The organism is Streptomyces sp. NPDC020983 (assembly GCF_044333485.1).
Lineage (GTDB): Bacteria > Actinomycetota > Actinomycetes > Streptomycetales > Streptomycetaceae > Actinacidiphila.
In genome coordinates this window covers 246,369-261,731 of the sequence record NZ_JBIRRA010000010.1, presented here as the reverse complement: position 1 = coordinate 261,731, position 15,363 = coordinate 246,369, and the positions used below count along the sequence as shown (strand labels likewise).

General features: G+C 70.4%; 13 protein-coding genes and 1 riboswitch. Of the genes, 2 read left to right on the top strand and 11 right to left on the bottom strand.

Annotated elements, in window-relative coordinates; genetic code table 11:
• Nucleotide 1: 1 nt before the first annotated feature.
• From ACH4SE_RS23850 to ACH4SE_RS23825, 6 genes are all read right to left on the bottom strand, one after another.
• Nucleotides 2-1,408: an aminotransferase class V-fold PLP-dependent enzyme gene (locus ACH4SE_RS23850; protein ID WP_398545467.1), complete on the bottom strand. Its 1,407-nt coding sequence runs from the start codon at nt 1,406-1,408 to the stop codon at nt 2-4.
• A gap of 200 nt (nt 1,409-1,608) precedes the next feature.
• Nucleotides 1,609-1,725: riboswitch (SAM riboswitch) on the bottom strand.
• A 79-nt stretch (nt 1,726-1,804) separates the two neighbouring features.
• Nucleotides 1,805-2,869: an anthranilate phosphoribosyltransferase gene (gene trpD, locus ACH4SE_RS23845; protein ID WP_398545466.1), complete on the bottom strand. Its 1,065-nt coding sequence runs from the start codon at nt 2,867-2,869 to the stop codon at nt 1,805-1,807.
• A gap of 200 nt (nt 2,870-3,069) precedes the next feature.
• Nucleotides 3,070-4,713 carry a cytochrome bc complex cytochrome b subunit gene (locus ACH4SE_RS23840; RefSeq protein WP_398545465.1) on the bottom strand — a complete coding sequence of 548 codons (1,644 nt, stop codon included), beginning with the start codon at nt 4,711-4,713 and terminating at the stop codon, nt 3,070-3,072.
• Nucleotides 4,710-5,777 carry a Rieske 2Fe-2S domain-containing protein gene (locus tag ACH4SE_RS23835; RefSeq protein ID WP_398545464.1) on the bottom strand — a complete coding sequence of 356 codons (1,068 nt, stop codon included), beginning with the start codon at nt 5,775-5,777 and terminating at the stop codon, nt 4,710-4,712. The genes ACH4SE_RS23840 and ACH4SE_RS23835 overlap by 4 nt, the downstream gene beginning before the upstream one ends.
• Nucleotides 5,774-6,583: a c-type cytochrome gene (locus ACH4SE_RS23830; RefSeq protein ID WP_398545463.1), complete on the bottom strand. Its 810-nt coding sequence runs from the start codon at nt 6,581-6,583 to the stop codon at nt 5,774-5,776. The genes ACH4SE_RS23835 and ACH4SE_RS23830 overlap by 4 nt, the downstream gene beginning before the upstream one ends.
• Nucleotides 6,584-6,664: 81 nt before the next feature.
• Nucleotides 6,665-7,285 carry a heme-copper oxidase subunit III gene (locus ACH4SE_RS23825; protein ID WP_398449714.1) on the bottom strand — a complete coding sequence of 207 codons (621 nt, stop codon included), beginning with the start codon at nt 7,283-7,285 and terminating at the stop codon, nt 6,665-6,667.
• A gap of 217 nt (nt 7,286-7,502) precedes the next feature.
• Between ACH4SE_RS23825 and ACH4SE_RS23820 the strand changes: the two genes are divergently transcribed.
• On the top strand, nt 7,503-7,931 hold the full coding sequence (locus tag ACH4SE_RS23820) for a hypothetical protein (RefSeq protein ID WP_398545462.1): 429 nt from the start codon (nt 7,503-7,505) through the stop codon (nt 7,929-7,931).
• A 6-nt stretch (nt 7,932-7,937) separates the two neighbouring features.
• Here ACH4SE_RS23820 and ACH4SE_RS23815 read toward each other — a convergent pair whose 3' ends face one another.
• The 4 genes from ACH4SE_RS23815 to ACH4SE_RS23800 form a co-directional block, all read right to left on the bottom strand.
• Nucleotides 7,938-9,221 (bottom strand): Ig-like domain-containing protein, encoded by a 1,284-nt coding sequence (locus tag ACH4SE_RS23815; protein ID WP_398545461.1) that lies wholly within the window; start codon nt 9,219-9,221, stop codon nt 7,938-7,940.
• Nucleotides 9,222-9,340: 119 nt separating this feature from the next.
• Nucleotides 9,341-9,739, bottom strand: a complete 399-nt coding sequence (locus ACH4SE_RS23810) for a cytochrome c oxidase subunit 4 (protein WP_398545460.1) — start codon at nt 9,737-9,739, stop codon at nt 9,341-9,343.
• Nucleotides 9,736-11,484 carry a cytochrome c oxidase subunit I gene (gene ctaD / locus ACH4SE_RS23805; protein ID WP_398545459.1) on the bottom strand — a complete coding sequence of 583 codons (1,749 nt, stop codon included), beginning with the start codon at nt 11,482-11,484 and terminating at the stop codon, nt 9,736-9,738. The genes ACH4SE_RS23810 and ctaD overlap by 4 nt, the downstream gene beginning before the upstream one ends.
• Entirely contained in the window at nt 11,481-12,464 is a 984-nt protein-coding gene (locus ACH4SE_RS23800) for a cytochrome c oxidase subunit II (protein WP_398545458.1), read from the bottom strand. The genes ctaD and ACH4SE_RS23800 overlap by 4 nt, the downstream gene beginning before the upstream one ends.
• A 338-nt stretch (nt 12,465-12,802) precedes the next feature.
• On the opposite strand from ACH4SE_RS23800, the gene ACH4SE_RS23795 reads away from it, so the two are divergent.
• Nucleotides 12,803-14,191 carry a cysteine desulfurase/sulfurtransferase TusA family protein gene (locus ACH4SE_RS23795; RefSeq protein ID WP_398545457.1) on the top strand — a complete coding sequence of 463 codons (1,389 nt, stop codon included), beginning with the start codon at nt 12,803-12,805 and terminating at the stop codon, nt 14,189-14,191.
• A gap of 22 nt (nt 14,192-14,213) precedes the next feature.
• Here ACH4SE_RS23795 and ACH4SE_RS23790 read toward each other — a convergent pair whose 3' ends face one another.
• Nucleotides 14,214-15,188 (bottom strand): carbohydrate kinase family protein, encoded by a 975-nt coding sequence (locus ACH4SE_RS23790; protein ID WP_398545456.1) that lies wholly within the window; start codon nt 15,186-15,188, stop codon nt 14,214-14,216.
• Nucleotides 15,189-15,363: the final 175 nt, after the last annotated feature.

Here is a 15,363-nt window from a genome sequence, read left to right as displayed (position 1 = left end):
CCTACGCGACAGGGGTCCCCGGGGCGACCGGCACACAGCGGCCGGCCTCGGTGGCGTAGGTCCACGCCGCCCCCTCGCGGACGAGGGCGGACAGCGCGGCCACGAAACGCGAGATGTCCTCGTCGGGCGTGCCGGCGCCGAAGCTCACCCGGATCGCGTTGCCGTTGAAGCCCGCACCCGGATCGGGGGAACCGCACGCGCCGAGGTCCTCGGTGTCCGTGCCGAGGAGGTGCCGGACGAGCGGGTGGGCGCAGAAGAGGCCGTCCCGCACACCGATCCCGTACTCGGCGGACAGCGCCGCCGCGAGGTGCGAGCTGTTCCACCCGCGGACGACGAAGCTGAGCACGCCCACCCGGGCGGAGTCCTCGCCGAAGAGCGACAGCACCCGGACCTCGGGGATCGCGGCGAGCCCGTCCCGCAGCAGCTTCAGCAGCCGCTGCTCGCGCGCTTCGAGCCGGCCGAAGCCGGCCTCGGTGAGCGCGCGGCAGGCGGAGGCGATGGCGTAGGCGCCGATGACGTTGGGCGATCCGGCCTCGTGCCGGGCGACGGTGGTGTGCCACTCGGTCTCCACGTGCCCGTCCGCCCGCCGGGCGACGGTACGGGTGGCGCCGCCGCCGGCGAGGTAGGGCTCGGCCTGGCGCAGCCAGTCGGCGCGGCCGGCGAGGACGCCGGAGCCGAAGGGCGCGTAGAGCTTGTGGCCGGAGAAGGCGACCCAGTCGACGTCGAGGGCGGTGATGTCGACGGCCTGGTGCGGCACCAGCTGCGCGGCGTCCAGCACGATACGGGCGCCGTGCCGGTGCGCGGCGGCGGCCAGTTCGCGTACCGGCCACAGCTCGCCGGTCACGTTGGAGGCCCCGGTGACGCACACCAGCTTGGGGCCCTTGGGCGCGCCGTGCAGGGCGACGTCGAGCACGGCGACGGCCTCTTCGGGGGTGTGCGGCGCGGCGAGGCAGACGACCTCCGCGCCGGTCGCGCGCTGCCAGGGCAGCAGGGCCGCGTGGTGCTCGGTCTCGAAGACGAAGACCCGGGTCCCGGCGGGCAGCGCGGAGGCCAGCAGGTTGAGCGAGTCGGTGGTGGAGCGGGTGAAGACGACCTGGTCGGCGGGGCGGCAGCCGAGGAAGTCCGCGACGGTGGCGCGGCTCTGCTCGAAGAGGTCCGTGGACAGCTGGGAGAGGTAGCCCGCGCCGCGGTGCACGCTGCCGTAGTAGGGGGCGTACGCGGCCACGTCGTCCCACACCCGCTGGAGGGCGGGGGCGCTCGCGGCGTAGTCGAGGGCGGCGTAGGTGACGTCGCCGCCGGTCACGAGCGGGACGGTGACGTCCCGGCCGAGGACGGGCAGCGGCTCGCAACAGGCGGGGTCGGCGGGACCGGTGGCTTCGGTGGCGGCGGGCACGGCGGTTGCGGTCATGGCGATCTCCTGGCACGTGTGCGGCGGACGTCGGCGCACCCCCGCGGAGCAGGCGGCTGGCCTGCGCGGGCGGCGGAGGACGTCGGGCGGCGTGGGATGGGCAGCGGACGAGGTGGTACCGGTGCACTGGCGGCACCGCTGGAGGGCGGAACCGGGGCCGAAAGGCCCTATCGCATTCGCTTGCGCATGAGAGAACTCCCCTGTCCGGCTTGCTGTGAGCCCTGCTGCTCACAGCCTGGTCATCACCCGGGGCACCCCGCCTCGGACGGAGGGTTGCCGGACAGCGAGCCGGGGCCTTTGCGCTGTCACTCGTGACCTGGGAGGGATTCTGCCACAGCCCCGCCCGCGCGCAAGGCGCCGTCCGCAGTGCGGACGGCGCCTTGCGCGTACGGCGGGTCAGGCGTTGCTGGCCGCGGCCCAGCGTTCGAGCGACGCGGCGGCGGCGCCGGAGTCCAGCGACCGCGCGGCCCGCTCGACACCCGCGGCGAGCTGCTCCTCCAGCGTCCCGTTGCCGGGTGCCAGCGCGACGAGCGCGGCCGCGGAGTTGAGCAGCACCGCGTCCCGGACGGGGCCGGTCTCGCCGGCCAGGACGCGCCGGGCGATGTCCGCGTTGTGCGCCGGCGAGCCGCCGCGCAGCGCCTCGACGGGCGCCAGGGCGATGCCGATGTCGCGCGGGTCGAAGGTCTGCTGGGTGACCTTGCCGTCGCGGACCCACCACACCTGCGAGGTCCCGGTGACGGTCAGCTCGTCCAGGCCGTCGTCGCCGCGGAAGACCAGCGCGGACGAGCCGCGCTCGGCCAGCACCCCGGCCATGATCGGTGCGACCCGGGCGTTCGCGACCCCGGTGGCCTGCGCCCGCACCCGCGCGGGGTTGGTGAGCGGGCCGAGGAAGTTGAAGGTCGTGGCGACCCCCAGCTCGCCGCGCGCGGTCGCCACGTGGCGCAGCGCGGGGTGGAACTTGACGGCGAAGCAGAAGGTGATGCCCGCCTCCTCGGCGACCTCGACGACCCGGTGCGGGGGCAGGTCGAGATTCACCCCGAGGTGGCCGAGCACGTCACTGGCCCCGCTCGCGGAGGACGCGGCGCGGTTGCCGTGCTTGACGACCTTGGCGCCGGTGCCGGCCACGGTTATGGCCGACATCGTGGAGATGTTGACCGTCTTGGCCCGGTCGCCGCCGGTGCCGACGATGTCGACGGTGGGCCCGGGCACCTCGATGGTGTTGGCGTGCGCGTACATCGCCCGCACCATGCCGGTGACCTCGTCGACCGTCTCCCCCTTGGCGCGCAGGGCGACAGCGAAGCCGGCGATCTGCACGTCGGTGGCACTGCCGGTCATGATCTGGTCCATGGCCCACGCCGTGTCCTCGGCGTCCAGGTCCTGCCCGGCGATCAGTGCCGTCAGCACATCGGGCCAGGACCGGTGCGTCCCGGTGCCGCCGCCTGCCGGGTTCACAACGCTCATGGTCCACGCTCCTACTTCGCCCTCTGGCCGAGGGGGCCTACCTTATCGGCAGGCGGCACCCCCCAGGGGCGCGGGGAACCGCGCGGCAGGCCCGCCGCCGGCGGGGGACGGCGCGCCCCCGGGAACGGAGAAGGCCGGGCGGGCGCCCCGTGAAGGGCACCCACCCGGCCGGGTGGATCAGGCGGCGGACCGCAGTCCGGTCAGTGGTGACCGTGGCCGCTCGTGATCTCCTCGTACTCCTCGACCGTCGGCTTCGGGATCTGGCTGTGCTCGCCGTAGTAGCTGCGCGACAGCTTGGCCCGGAGCTTGGTGACGGGGCTGGTCTTGCGCTCGACACCGTTCTCGTCGACCGCGGGACCGATCTCCAGCGGCTGCGGCTGCTCGTGCGCGGTGAGCTTGTGCAGCTGCTCCTGCGGCAGCGGCTCGTGGACCTCGATGAACTCGCCGTGCGGGAGCCGCTTGATGATGCCGGTCTCGCGACCGTGCAGCACCTTCTCGCGGTCCCGGCGCTGGAGGCCGAGGCAGATCCGCTTGGTGACCCAGAACGCGATCACCGGCAGGACGAAGAAGCCGATGCGCACGAACCAGGTGATCGTCTCGATCGACAGGTGGAAGTGCGTGGCCCACAGGTCGTTGCCGCCACCGATGAGGAGCGTGAAGTACAGCGTCAGCCAGGCGACACCCAGACCCGTGCGCACCGGACGGTTGCGCGGGCGGTCCAGCAGGTGGTGCTCGCGCTTGTCACCGGTGATCCAGGACTCGATGAACGGGTAGACGCCGATGGCGACCAGGACCAGCGGGAAGATTATCAACGGGATGAACACACCCAGGACGAGCGTGTGGCCCCATGCGTTGATCTCCCAGCCGGGCATCACCCGGATCAGGCCTTCGGGGAAGCCCATGTACCAGTCGGGCTGGGCACCCGTCGACACCTGGTCCGGTTGGTAGGGGCCGATCGTCCAGATCGGGTTGACCGTCGCGATGGCCGCGAGGGCCGCGATGACACCGAAGACCAGGAAGAAGAAGCCGCCCGCCTTGGCCGTGTAGATCGGCAGCAGCGGCATGCCGACGACGTTCTTCTCGGTCTTGCCGGCACCCGGGAACTGCGTGTGCTTGTGGTACACGACGAGGATCATGTGCGCGGTCACGAGGGCCGCCATGATGCCCGGGAACAGCAGGATGTGCACCGAGTAGAAGATCGGCACGAAGTTGTGGCCGGGGAACTCGCCGCCGAAGATGAACATCGACAGGTACGTTCCGATGACCGGCGTGGAGAGGATCGCGCCGTCGACGAACCGGACACCGGTGCCGGACAGCAGGTCGTCGGGCAGCGAGTAGCCGGTGAAGCCCTCGAAGCAGCCGATGAACAGCAGCGTCCAGCCGAAGAGCCAGTTCAGCTCGCGCGGCTTGCGGAACGCACCCGTGAAGAAGATGCGCATCATGTGCACGAGCATGCCCGCGAGGAAGATCAGAGCCGCCCAGTGGTGGATCTGACGGATCAGCAGGCCGCCGCGCACCTCGAAGCTGATGTGCATGGTGGAGGCGTACGCCTCCGACATCCGCTGGCCCTGGAGCGGGGCGTACGGGCCGTGGTAGATCGTCTCGGCCATGCTCGGGTGGAAGAACAGCGTCAGGTACACACCCGTGAGGATGAGGATGATGAAGCTGTAGAGGCAGATCTCACCCAGCATGAACGACCAGTGGTCGGGGAAGATCTTCCGGAGGTTGGCCTTGCCGACCTTGTAGAGCCCGAGCCGCGCGTCAGTCCACTCCGCGACTCGCTGCCCTGCAGGCTTCGGACCCCGGCGAGTGCTCGTCGAGGCGGTCTCAGTCGATGTACTCATCCGCGCTCCCAGAAGGCCGGACCGACGGGAACCTCGAAGTCGCCCATGGCGACCAGATTACCCTCACCATTGACGCTGATACGCAGCTGGGGCAGCCGGTGCCCGGCCGGACCGAAGAGCACGCGCGCACCGTCCGACAGGTCGAACGTCGACTGGTGGCACGGGCACAGCACGTGGTGCGTCTGCTGCTCGTAGAGGCTGACGGGGCAGCCGACGTGCGTGCAGATCTTCGAGAAGGCGACGATCCCCTCGTGGGACCAGTCGAGCTCCTTCTTGTCCTTGATGTCCTCGGGCTTGATCCGGACGACCATCAGCGCGGCCTTGGCCAGCTGCTCCTGGTAGTCCTCGTCGTCCTCGCTGAGGCCCTCGGGGTTGGCGAAGGTGAGCGAACCGACCGCAATGTCCTCGGGACGCAGCGGCTTGTTGGTGTTCGGGTTGATCAGCGCCTTGCCCTTGGACCACGCGGTGTGGCGGAGCTTGTCCTCCGGCAGCGGGCCGAGGTCGCGCAGGATCACCACGGCGGAGAGCGGGACCAGCGTGAGCGCGCCGAGCATGGTGTTGCGCACCAGCTTGCGGCGGCCGAAGCCGCTCTCCTGCACGCCCTGCTTCCACTGCGCCTCCATCGTGGCGCGCAGCTCCTCGTCGGCACCCGCGGGGTGCCGCTCGTCGGCCATCTCCTCGTCGGACATCAGGGTGCGGGCCCAGTGGACCGCTCCCGCGCCGAGTCCCAGCAGGGCGACGGCGAGCGTCAGGCCCAGGGAGAAGTTCAGCGCGCTGACGTGGCCGAACGGGAAGATGTAGACGTACTTGCCGACCGGGAAGATCACGAAGCTCGCGATGAAGGCGATGGTGCCGATCATCGAGAGGGTGAACAGCCCGGCGACGACGCGCTCGGAGTGCTTCGCGGCCTTCTCGTCGATGTCCTGGCGGCGGTACTCGTGCTCGGGGTGGCCCGGGTCGCCGAACGGGTCGCGGTGGACCTCCGTCTCGGCTCCGTGGTCGCCGCCGGCGGCCGGCAGGTGCTCGTGTGGCTCTGACACGTCGTTGGATCCGGTTTCGCTCATGACTTCTTGGCCTTAGTCGTCCGGGCCGCGATCCAGGCGGCGATGGCGATCAGCGTGCCGAGGCCGAAGACGTAGGCGAACAGACCCTCGGGCACGGGGCCGAAGCCGCCGAGCGTGAAGCCGCCCGGGTTCTTGGACTGTGCGGTGTCGACCTCGTTCAGGTACGCGATGATGTCCTGCTTCTGCTGCTGCGGCATCGTCGTGTCCGGGAAGGACGGCATGTTCTGCGGGCCGGTCTGCATGGCCTCGTAGATGTGCTTGGGCTCGACACCCTTCAGCGTGGGGGCGTACTTGCCGTCGGTGAGGGCGCCACCCCTGCCGACGAAGTTGTGGCACTGCGCGCAGTTGGTGCGGAACAGCTGGCCGCCCTTGGCGACGTCACCGCCGGCCGGGTCGTACTGGTCCGTCGTCGGGGCCACCGGACCGGGGCCGAGCGAGGCGATGTACGCGGCCAGCTGGTCGATTTCCTTCTGCGTGTACTGCTTCGGCTTCTTCTGGACCTGCGGGCCGGGCTGCTGCGCGGGCATCCGGCCGCTGCCGACCTGGAAGTCCACCGCCGCGGAGCCGACGCCGACCAGGCTCGGGCCGTCGGAGCTGCCCTGCCCGTGCGCGCCGTGGCAGCTCGCGCAGCCCACCGAGAACAGCCTCTGGCCCTCGGTGATCGCGATGGACTGGGAGGAGTCGTCGGCCTGCGCCTTCGGTGCCGGAGAGAGCGCGGCGTACAGCCCCCCGGTGACCGCTAGCGCGAAGAGTAGGACGACGAGCGCCGCCAGCGGGTGGCGCCGTCGTGCGGAGAGCTTTTTCACGGATTACCCCGGTGTCAGGATCTCTTGTCTCGATGCTTCGGGTTGTGCCTAGTCCGGCACCGTGCTGTGGTACGCGACCGACTACTTGATCAGGTAGATCGTGGCGAAGAGGCCGATCCAGACGACATCGACGAAGTGCCAGTAGTAGGAGACGACGATCGCAGCGGTGGCCTGCTGGTGGGTGAAGCGCTTGGCCGCGTACGTGCGGCCCAGTACCAGCAGGAAGGCGATCAGACCACCCGTCACGTGCAGCCCGTGGAAGCCGGTGGTCAGGTAGAACACCGAGCCGTACGGATCCGAGCTGAGGGAGATCCCGTCCTTCTTGACCAGGTTCGTGTACTCGAAGATCTGCCCGCCGATGAACACCGCGCCCATGACGAAGGTCACGATGAACCAGGAGCGCAGCTTCTTCACGTCACCGCGCTCGGCGGCGAACACGCCCATCTGGCAGGTGAAGGAGGAGAGCACCAGGATCGTGGTGTTCGTCGCGGAGAACGGCACGTTCAACGCATGCGCGTGTTCCTTCCAGAAGTCGGCACCCGTGACCGACCGAAGGGTGAAGTACATCGCGAAGAGGGCCGCGAAGAACATCAGCTCGGAACTCAGCCAGATGATGGTTCCGACGCTGGTGAGGTTCGGCCGGTTGACCGACGGGTGCGCGTGCCCGGTTTCTACTGCTGTTGCTGTCGCCACGTCCGTCATTATGTCGGTCGCTTATCTGGCGCTCACTCCGGGGGTCCCCTTCGGTGTGTCAAGGTCCTTCGGGGGACCGTGTCCAGCGGCGTTGAGGTCACCCGGACGGGGGACGGCCGGACGCGCCCGCGGATCCGGGGGCGCCCCGGCCCCTCCACGGACGGCCCTCGCGGGAGTAGCATCCGGAAGCACTTGAGAAAGCGTTCACGAGCTTCGAGGAGCCAGGATGCAGGCGACTGCCACGGTGCTGGTCTACAGCGACGACGCCAACACCCGGGAACAGGTCCGGCTCGCCGTCGGCCGCCGGCCCGCCGCGGACCTGCCCCCGGTGGAGTTCGTGGAGTGCGCGACGCTGCCCGCGGTCCTGACCGAGCTGGGCAACGGCGGGATCGACGCCTGCATCCTGGACGGTGAGACGGCCCCGGCGGGCGGGATGGGCGTGTGCCGCCAGATCAAGGACGAGATCTTCCGCTGCCCGCCGGTGCTGGTGCTGATCGGGCGCCCGCAGGACGCCTGGCTGGCCACCTGGAGCCGCGCCGACGCGGCCGTCACGCACCCGGTCGACCCGGTGGCGCTCAACGACACGCTCGCCGTGCTGCTGCGCCGCAGCGTGGACGGGGCGGACGGTCACTCGACGGCCGTCGCGGCCCGCTAGGCCCGCTCAGGCCGTCTCGGGGCGCAGCCGGGCAGGGTTGGACATCGGGTTGCGCCCGGAGGTCGCAGAGCCCTGCTGCGCGCTCGGCGCGGTGGCCTTGCCCAGGGCGCTGCCCTTGAGCCACTGGGCCTCGTCGAGGTTCCAGTCGCCGAAGCCGTTGTCGAAGGGCGTCATCGTGGCGCCCTGGCTGTTGACGACCTGGACGATGTCGCCGGGGCGCACGTGGTCGAAGAACCAGTGCGCGTTCTCGGTGCTCATGCCCGTGCAGCCGTGACTGACGTTGGCGTACCCCTGCGAGCCCTCGGACCAGGGCGCCGCGTGCACGTACTCGCCGCTCCACGTCACCCGGGTGGCCCAGTAGACGGGCAGGTCGTACGAGTCGGAGCTGCCCGCGGCGATGCCGACGGTGGAGCTCTTCATCTGCACGAAGCTCTCCTTGGCCAGCACGACCTTGATGCCGTTGCGGGTGTCGAAGCCGGGCTTGCCGGTCGTGACGGGCAGGGTGCGGACGACCTTGCCGTCGTCCTTGAAGGTCATCTGGTCGGTCGCGGCGTCCGTGATCGCCTCGACGCGGTCGCCGGTCTGCATCGTGAGCGGCTTGTCGGCGCCGCCGAAGAGCTTGCCCTGCACCCTGACGCCGCTCAGCGTGCTGGTGGCCGTGATCCGGGCGTGCGCCGGCCAGTACCGGCTGGGGCGGTAGTGCAGGGTGCGGTCGTCGACCCAGTACCAGGAGCCGGGCGCCGCGGCCGGGGCGCTGCTCACCTGGAGGTGGGCCTCCACGACGGCGCGTGCCGCCGGGTCCTTGACCGGCACACTGAGGGCCGCGGTGACGGGCTGGCCGACGCCGTACGTGCCCGCGTCGGGGCCGAAGGTGACGTGCAGGCCGGCGTCCGCCGGGGTGGTGTCGAAGGTCAGCGTCTTGCGGCCGGGGTGGCCGTCGGAGTCCTCGGTGCTGACCCGGACCGTGTAGTGGGCACCTGCCGCCAGCGCGGTGGTGGACTGCCAGCTGAGACCGTCCTGGCTGAGCTTGCCCGCCACGTAGCGGCCCGCGGCGTCCGTGGCCGTGACGTCGGTGATCCGGCTGCCGTCGTCCTTGACCGTGACCTTGAGCGGCTTGCTGGGGTCGGCCTTGCCGCCGTCCGCGATGGAGTACGCGACCTTGGCCGCGGATTCGTGCGGAGGGGCCGCCAGCGGGTTGCCGTCGCCGCTGCATGCGGTGAGCCCCACCGCGAGGGGAGCCGCGAGCAGGGCGCAGCTCAGCGCTATCCGGTGTCGTGAGTTGTGGCTCATGGGCTCAACGTATGAACGCCGGGGCCGTTCCGCACGGCGGAGGGGTGCAAAAGGGGCGGGCCGCGGCACCTGAGGTGGTGCCGCGGCCCGCCCGGGGCAGCGGTGCGGTCAGACCGCGGTCACTGCGTGCGGTCCACGCCGCGGTAGTACTCGAACACCCAACCGAAGACGCCCATCAGGATGACCGGCATCGAGAAGAACAGCAGCCACCAGCCGAAGATGATGCCCATGAAGGCCAGGGCGCCACCGGCGGCCAGCATCAGCGGCTGCCAGCTGTGCGGGCTGAAGAAGCCCAGCTCGCCGGCGTCGTCCGCGACGTCGGCCTCCTCGCGGTCCATCGCCCCGGTGTCCGCCCGGTTGGCGGTGAAGCCCAGGTAGAAGGCGATCATCGTGGACAGGCCGAACGCCAGGAACAGCGCGGTCGTGCCGGCCGGCTCCTTCGACCACAGGCCGTAGACGACGGCCACCGCAAGGATGAAGACCGCGAAGCCGGCGAACATCCACGCTTGAATCTTCACTGGTCCGCCCCCTTGCTGTTGCCCTCACTGCCGGACAGCGCCGCGTTGCCCGCGGTGTGGCCCGCCAGGGCGTCGATGGCCGAGATCTCCGGGTGGTGCAGGTCGAACGCCGGGGATTCGGAGCGGATGCGCGGCAGCGAGGTGAAGTTGTGCCGCGGCGGCGGGCAGGACGTCGCCCATTCGAGCGAACGGCCGTAGCCCCACGGGTCGTCGACCTCGACCTTCTTGCCGTACTTCGCCGTCTTCCACACGTTGTAGAGGAACGGCAGTATCGACAGGCCGAGCAGGAACGAGCTGATCGTCGACACCGTGTTCAGCGTGGTGAAGCCGTCGGCCGCCAGGTAGTCGGCGTAGCGGCGCGGCATGCCCTCGACACCGAGCCAGTGCTGCACCAGGAAGGTGCCGTGGAAGCCGAAGAAGAGCGTCCAGAAGGTGATCTTGCCGAGCCGCTCGTCGAGCATCTTGCCGGTCATCTTCGGCCACCAGAAGTGGAAGCCCGCGAACATCGCGAAGACGACGGTGCCGAAGACGACGTAGTGGAAGTGCGCCACCACGAAGTACGAGTCCGACACGTGGAAGTCCAGCGGCGGGGCGGCCAGGATGACACCGGTCAGACCACCGAAGGCGAAGGTGATCAGGAAGCCGATCGACCAGAGCATCGGTGTCTCGAAGCTCAGCGAGCCCTTCCACATGGTGCCGATCCAGTTGAAGAACTTCACACCGGTCGGTACCGCGATCAGGAAGGTCATGAAGGAGAAGAACGGCAGCAGCACACCGCCGGTCACGTACATGTGGTGCGCCCACACCGTCACGGACAGGCCCGCGATGGAGATGGTCGCGGCCACCAGGCCGATGTAACCGAACATCGGCTTGCGCGAGAAGACCGGGATGACCTCGGAGACGATTCCGAAGAACGGCAGCGCGATGATGTACACCTCTGGATGGCCGAAGAACCAGAAGAGGTGTTGCCACAGCAGTGCGCCGCCGTTGGCCGAGTCGAAGACGTGCGCCCCGAATTTCCGGTCGGCCTCCAGGGCGAGCAGCGCCGCGGCCAGCACGGGGAAGGCGAGCAGGACCAGGACGGCGGTCAGCAGCACGTTCCACACGAAGATCGGCATGCGGAACATCGTCATGCCCGGTGCGCGCATGCAGATGATCGTGGTGATGAAGTTGACCGCGCCGAGGATGGTGCCGAAGCCGGAGAAGGCCAGACCCATGATCCACATGTCGGCGCCGACGCCCGGCGAGTTGACCGCGCTGGACAGCGGCGAGTACGCGAACCAGCCGAAGTCCGCCGCGCCCTGCGGCGTCAGGAAGCCGCCGACCGCGATGAGCGAGCCGAACAGGTACAGCCAGTAGGCGAACATGTTCAGCCGCGGGAAGGCGACGTCCGGGGCGCCGATCTGGAGCGGCATGATCCAGTTCGTGAAGCCCGCGAACAGCGGAGTCGCGAACATCAGCAGCATCACGGTGCCGTGCATCGTGAACGCCTGGTTGAACTGCTCGTTCGACATGAACTGGTTGCCCGGCCGCGCGAGCTCCGCGCGCATCAGCAGCGCCATCACGCCGCCGATGAGGAAGAACGCGAACGACGTGACCAGGTACAGCGTGCCGATGGTCTTGTGGTCGGTGGTGGTGAGCCACTTCACGGCCACAGAGCCGGGGCTCTTGGTGCGGGCCGGGATCTCGTCCTCGTAGGAGTCGTCGGCCGGCGCCGCCCCGTGCGGTTCGTTGAGAATGCTCATGTGGTCTTGGGCTCCGAGTTCTTCGCGTTGCCCGTCGTGGCGATTCCGGACGGGAGATACCCCGTCTTGCCCGCCTTGGCGAGGTCCTTCAGGTGCTGCTGGTACTGCTCGGGCGTCACGACCTTCACGTTGAAGAGCATCCGCGAGTGGTCGACGCCGCACAGTTCGGCGCACTTGCCCATGAACGTGCCCAGCTTGTTCGGGGTCACCTCGAAGACGTTGGTGTGGCCCGGGATGACGTCCTGCTTCATCAGGAAGGGCACGATCCAGAAGGAGTGGATGACGTCCCGCGAGGTCAGCACGAAGCGGACCGTCTCACCCTTGGCCAGCCACAGCGTCGGGCCCGGGTTGCCGGTGTCGGGGTCCACGCTCGCGGGGGTGCCGACGTCGTAGACGCCCTCGGCGCCCTTCGGGAAGAGCAGCTTGTTCGCCGGGATCTCGGACAGCTCCGGCGGGACCGTGGCGCCGGTCGACGGGTCCCCGTCGACGTTCTCCAGGTAGTTGAAGCCCCAGCTCCACTGGAAGCCCACCACGTTGACGACGTGGTCGGGCTTCTTCGACGTCGACAGAAGCTTGTTCTCGTCGCGCGCGGTGAAGTAGAAGAGGACCGCGATCACGACGATCGGGACGATCGTGTAGAGCGCCTCGATGGGCAGGTTGTAGCGGGTCTGCGGCGGAACCTCGACCTTGGTCCGGCTGCGCCGGTGGAAGATCACGCTCCACAGGATCAGACCCCAGACCAGGCAGCCGGTCGCCAGCGCCGCGGCCCAGGAGCCCTGCCACAGGGCGAGGATCCGCGGAGCCTGTTCGGTGGCCGGGCTCGGCATGCCGAGGCGGGGATAGTCCTTGTAGGAGCAACCGGTGGCCATAGCAAGGACCAGGCCCGCAGCCAGCGCCTGCGGGAGCCTCCGCCGCAACCCGCGCCGTGACGTGGAGGAACCTCCCACGCCCTTGGGGCTGTGGGCGGGGGTACCTCCCATGCCCTCCGGGCTGGGGGGGAGGTCGGAGCCGTTGGGACTCACGTAGCGCCTTCCCGAGAGTCTCGCCCGCTCGTCCGGGTGTTCCGGCCGTGTGCTGGTCGGTCGGCCCGAGCTGCAGGCATTGAGGTGTGGATGTTTATGCGGACCAAACCCTACTGGACGCTATTTGGGGCCGCGCGGGGAGGGGGTCCAACGCGCCGGGGCGCACCCCGAAGGGGTGGAATCCCGCGCTCAGGGCACCTTTCTGACGCCCGCTGACCGGCCGCCGGCCGCCCCGGGCGTCACCGCGGTGGCGGTACGCCCGCGGTGCGCGGCACGGCCGGGGGTAGCGTGCGGGGGTGCCCTACTTCGACACGGCCTCCGCCGCTCCGCTGCACCCCGTCGCGCGCGAGGCGCTGCTCGCCGCGCTCGACGAGGGGTGGGCGGACCCGATGCGCCTGTACCGGGAGGGGCGGCGCGCGCGGCTGCTGCTGGACGCCGCGCGGGAGACCGCCGCCGAGGCGGTCGGCTGCCGCCCGGACGAGCTGGTCTTCACTCCTTCGGGGACGGTCGCGCTGCACTCCGCACTCGCCGGGGTGACGGCCGGGCGGCGCAGGACGGGGCGGCACGTGGTCGTCTCCGCCGTCGAGCACTCCGCCGTCCTGCACGCCGCCGAGGCGTACGACGCCACCACCGTGGGTGTCGACCGCACCGGCCGGCTCTCCCCCGCCGACCTGGCCGCGGCGCTGCGCCCCGACACGGCGCTGGCCTGCGTCCAGTCCGCCAACCACGAGGTGGGCACGCTCCAGCCGGTCGGCGAGGTGGCCGAACTCTGCCGGGCCGCGGGGGTGCCGCTGCTCGTGGACGCGGCCCAGTCGCTGGCCTGGGGCCCGGTGGCGGAGGGCTGGTCGGTGCTCGCCGGCAGCGCGCACAAGTGGGGCGGGCCGCCCGGGGTGGGGCTGCTCGCCGTCCGCAAGGGCACCCGCTTCGCGCCCGTGCACCCGGCCGACGAGCGCGAGTCGGGCCGCTCCCCCGGCTTCCCCAACCTCCCGGCCGTCGTCGCGGCCGCCGCGTCGCTGCGGGCGGTGCGCGCGCAGGCCGCGCAGGAGGCCGCCCGCCTCTCCGCGCTCGTCGACCTCATCCGCACCCGGGTGCCCCTGCTCGTCCCCGACACCGAGGTCGTCGGCCACCCCACCGAGCGGCTGCCGCACCTGGTGACCTTCTCCTGCCTCTACGTCGACGGGGAGGCGCTGCTCGGCGCCCTCGACCGTGAGGGCTTCTCCGTGTCCTCCGGCTCCTCCTGCACCTCCAGCACGCTCACCCCGAGCCATGTCCTCAAGGCGATGGGCGTGCTGTCCGAGGGCAACATCCGCGTCTCCCTCCCGCCGGGCACCTCCCGTGCGGACGTCGAGCGCTTCCTCGGCGTACTGCCGTCGGTGGTCGCCGAGGTCCGCGCCCATCTCGGGGCGCCGGCGGACGCCGCCACGGCTGCGGGCCCGGCCCCGGAACCCGCCGGGGAGTCTGCGGGGCTCGTCGTCGACTCGCTGGGCAAGCGGTGCCCGATCCCGGTGATCGAGCTGGCGAAGGTCATCGACCGGGTACCTGTCGGGGGGACGGTGACCGTGCTCTCCGACGACGAGGCCGCCGCGCTCGACATCCCCGCGTGGTGCGAGATGCGGGCCCAGGACTACCTGGGCCCGCGCCCCGCCCCCCGGGGGACGGCCTACGTGGTCCGCCGCCGGACCTGAGCGTGCTGCTGCACAGGGGAGATCAGCTCAGGTGGGCGCGGACTTCCTCGGCGGCGGCGTCACCGTAGGCCTTGGTGAAGCGCTCCATGAAGTTCGTGCGCTTGAGCTCGTACTCCTGCGTGCCCAGCGTCTCGATGACCAGGGTCGCCAGCATGCAGCCCACCTGCGCGGCGCGCTCCAGGCTGACGCCCCACGCCAGGCCGGACAGGAAGCCGGCGCGGAAGCCGTCGCCGACGCCGGTCGGGTCGACCTTCGCCTGCTCCTGTGCGCAGCCGACCTCGATCGGCTCCTCGCCCTTGCGGTCGATCCGGACACCGCGCGCGCCGAGGGTCGTGACGCGGACGCCGACCCGGCCGAGGATGTCCTCCTCGGTCCAGCCGGTCTTGGACTCGATGAGGCCCTTTTCGTACTCGTTGTTGAAGAGGTACGCGGCGCCGTCGACGAGGACGCGGATGTCGTCGCCGTTCATGCGGGCGATCTGCTGGGAGAAGTCCGCGGCGAAGGGGATGCCGCGCGAACGGCACTCCTCGGTGTGGCGGATCATCGCCTCGGGGTCGTCCGCGCCGATGGAGACCAGGTCGAGGCCGCCGACGCGGTCGGCGACGTGCTGCAGCTCGATGAGCCGGGCCTCGCTCATGGCACCGGTGTAGAAGGAGCCGATCTGGTTGTGGTCGGCGTCGGTGGTGCAGATGAAGCGGGCGGTGTGCAGCACCTCGGAGATGCGTACGGAGGCGGTGTCGACGCCGTGCCGCTGGAGCCAGGCGCGGTATTCGCCGAAGTCGTTGCCCGCGGCGCCGACCAGGACGGGCTGGGTGCCGAGCAGGCCCATGCCGTAGCAGATGTTCGCGGCCACCCCGCCGCGGCGGACGTCCAGCGAGTCGACCAGGAAGGACAGCGACACGGTGTGCAGCTGGTCGGCGACCAGCTGGTCGGAGAAGCGGCCGGGGAAGGTCATCAGATGGTCGGTGGCGATGGATCCGGTGACGGCGATGCGCACGGCGGCGGGCTCCTGGTGACGGGGGAATGGGATCCGGGGGTTGCGTGGGTCCGGGCAGTCCTCCACGCTACCGGCAATCCGCCGGGCGGCCGGGAGATCCGCCGTTCGCCCGGGGTCATGTGTGCCGGGACCGGGCGCCCGGCGGAACTACCCGATAGTAGGGCTTTCTCCCCCG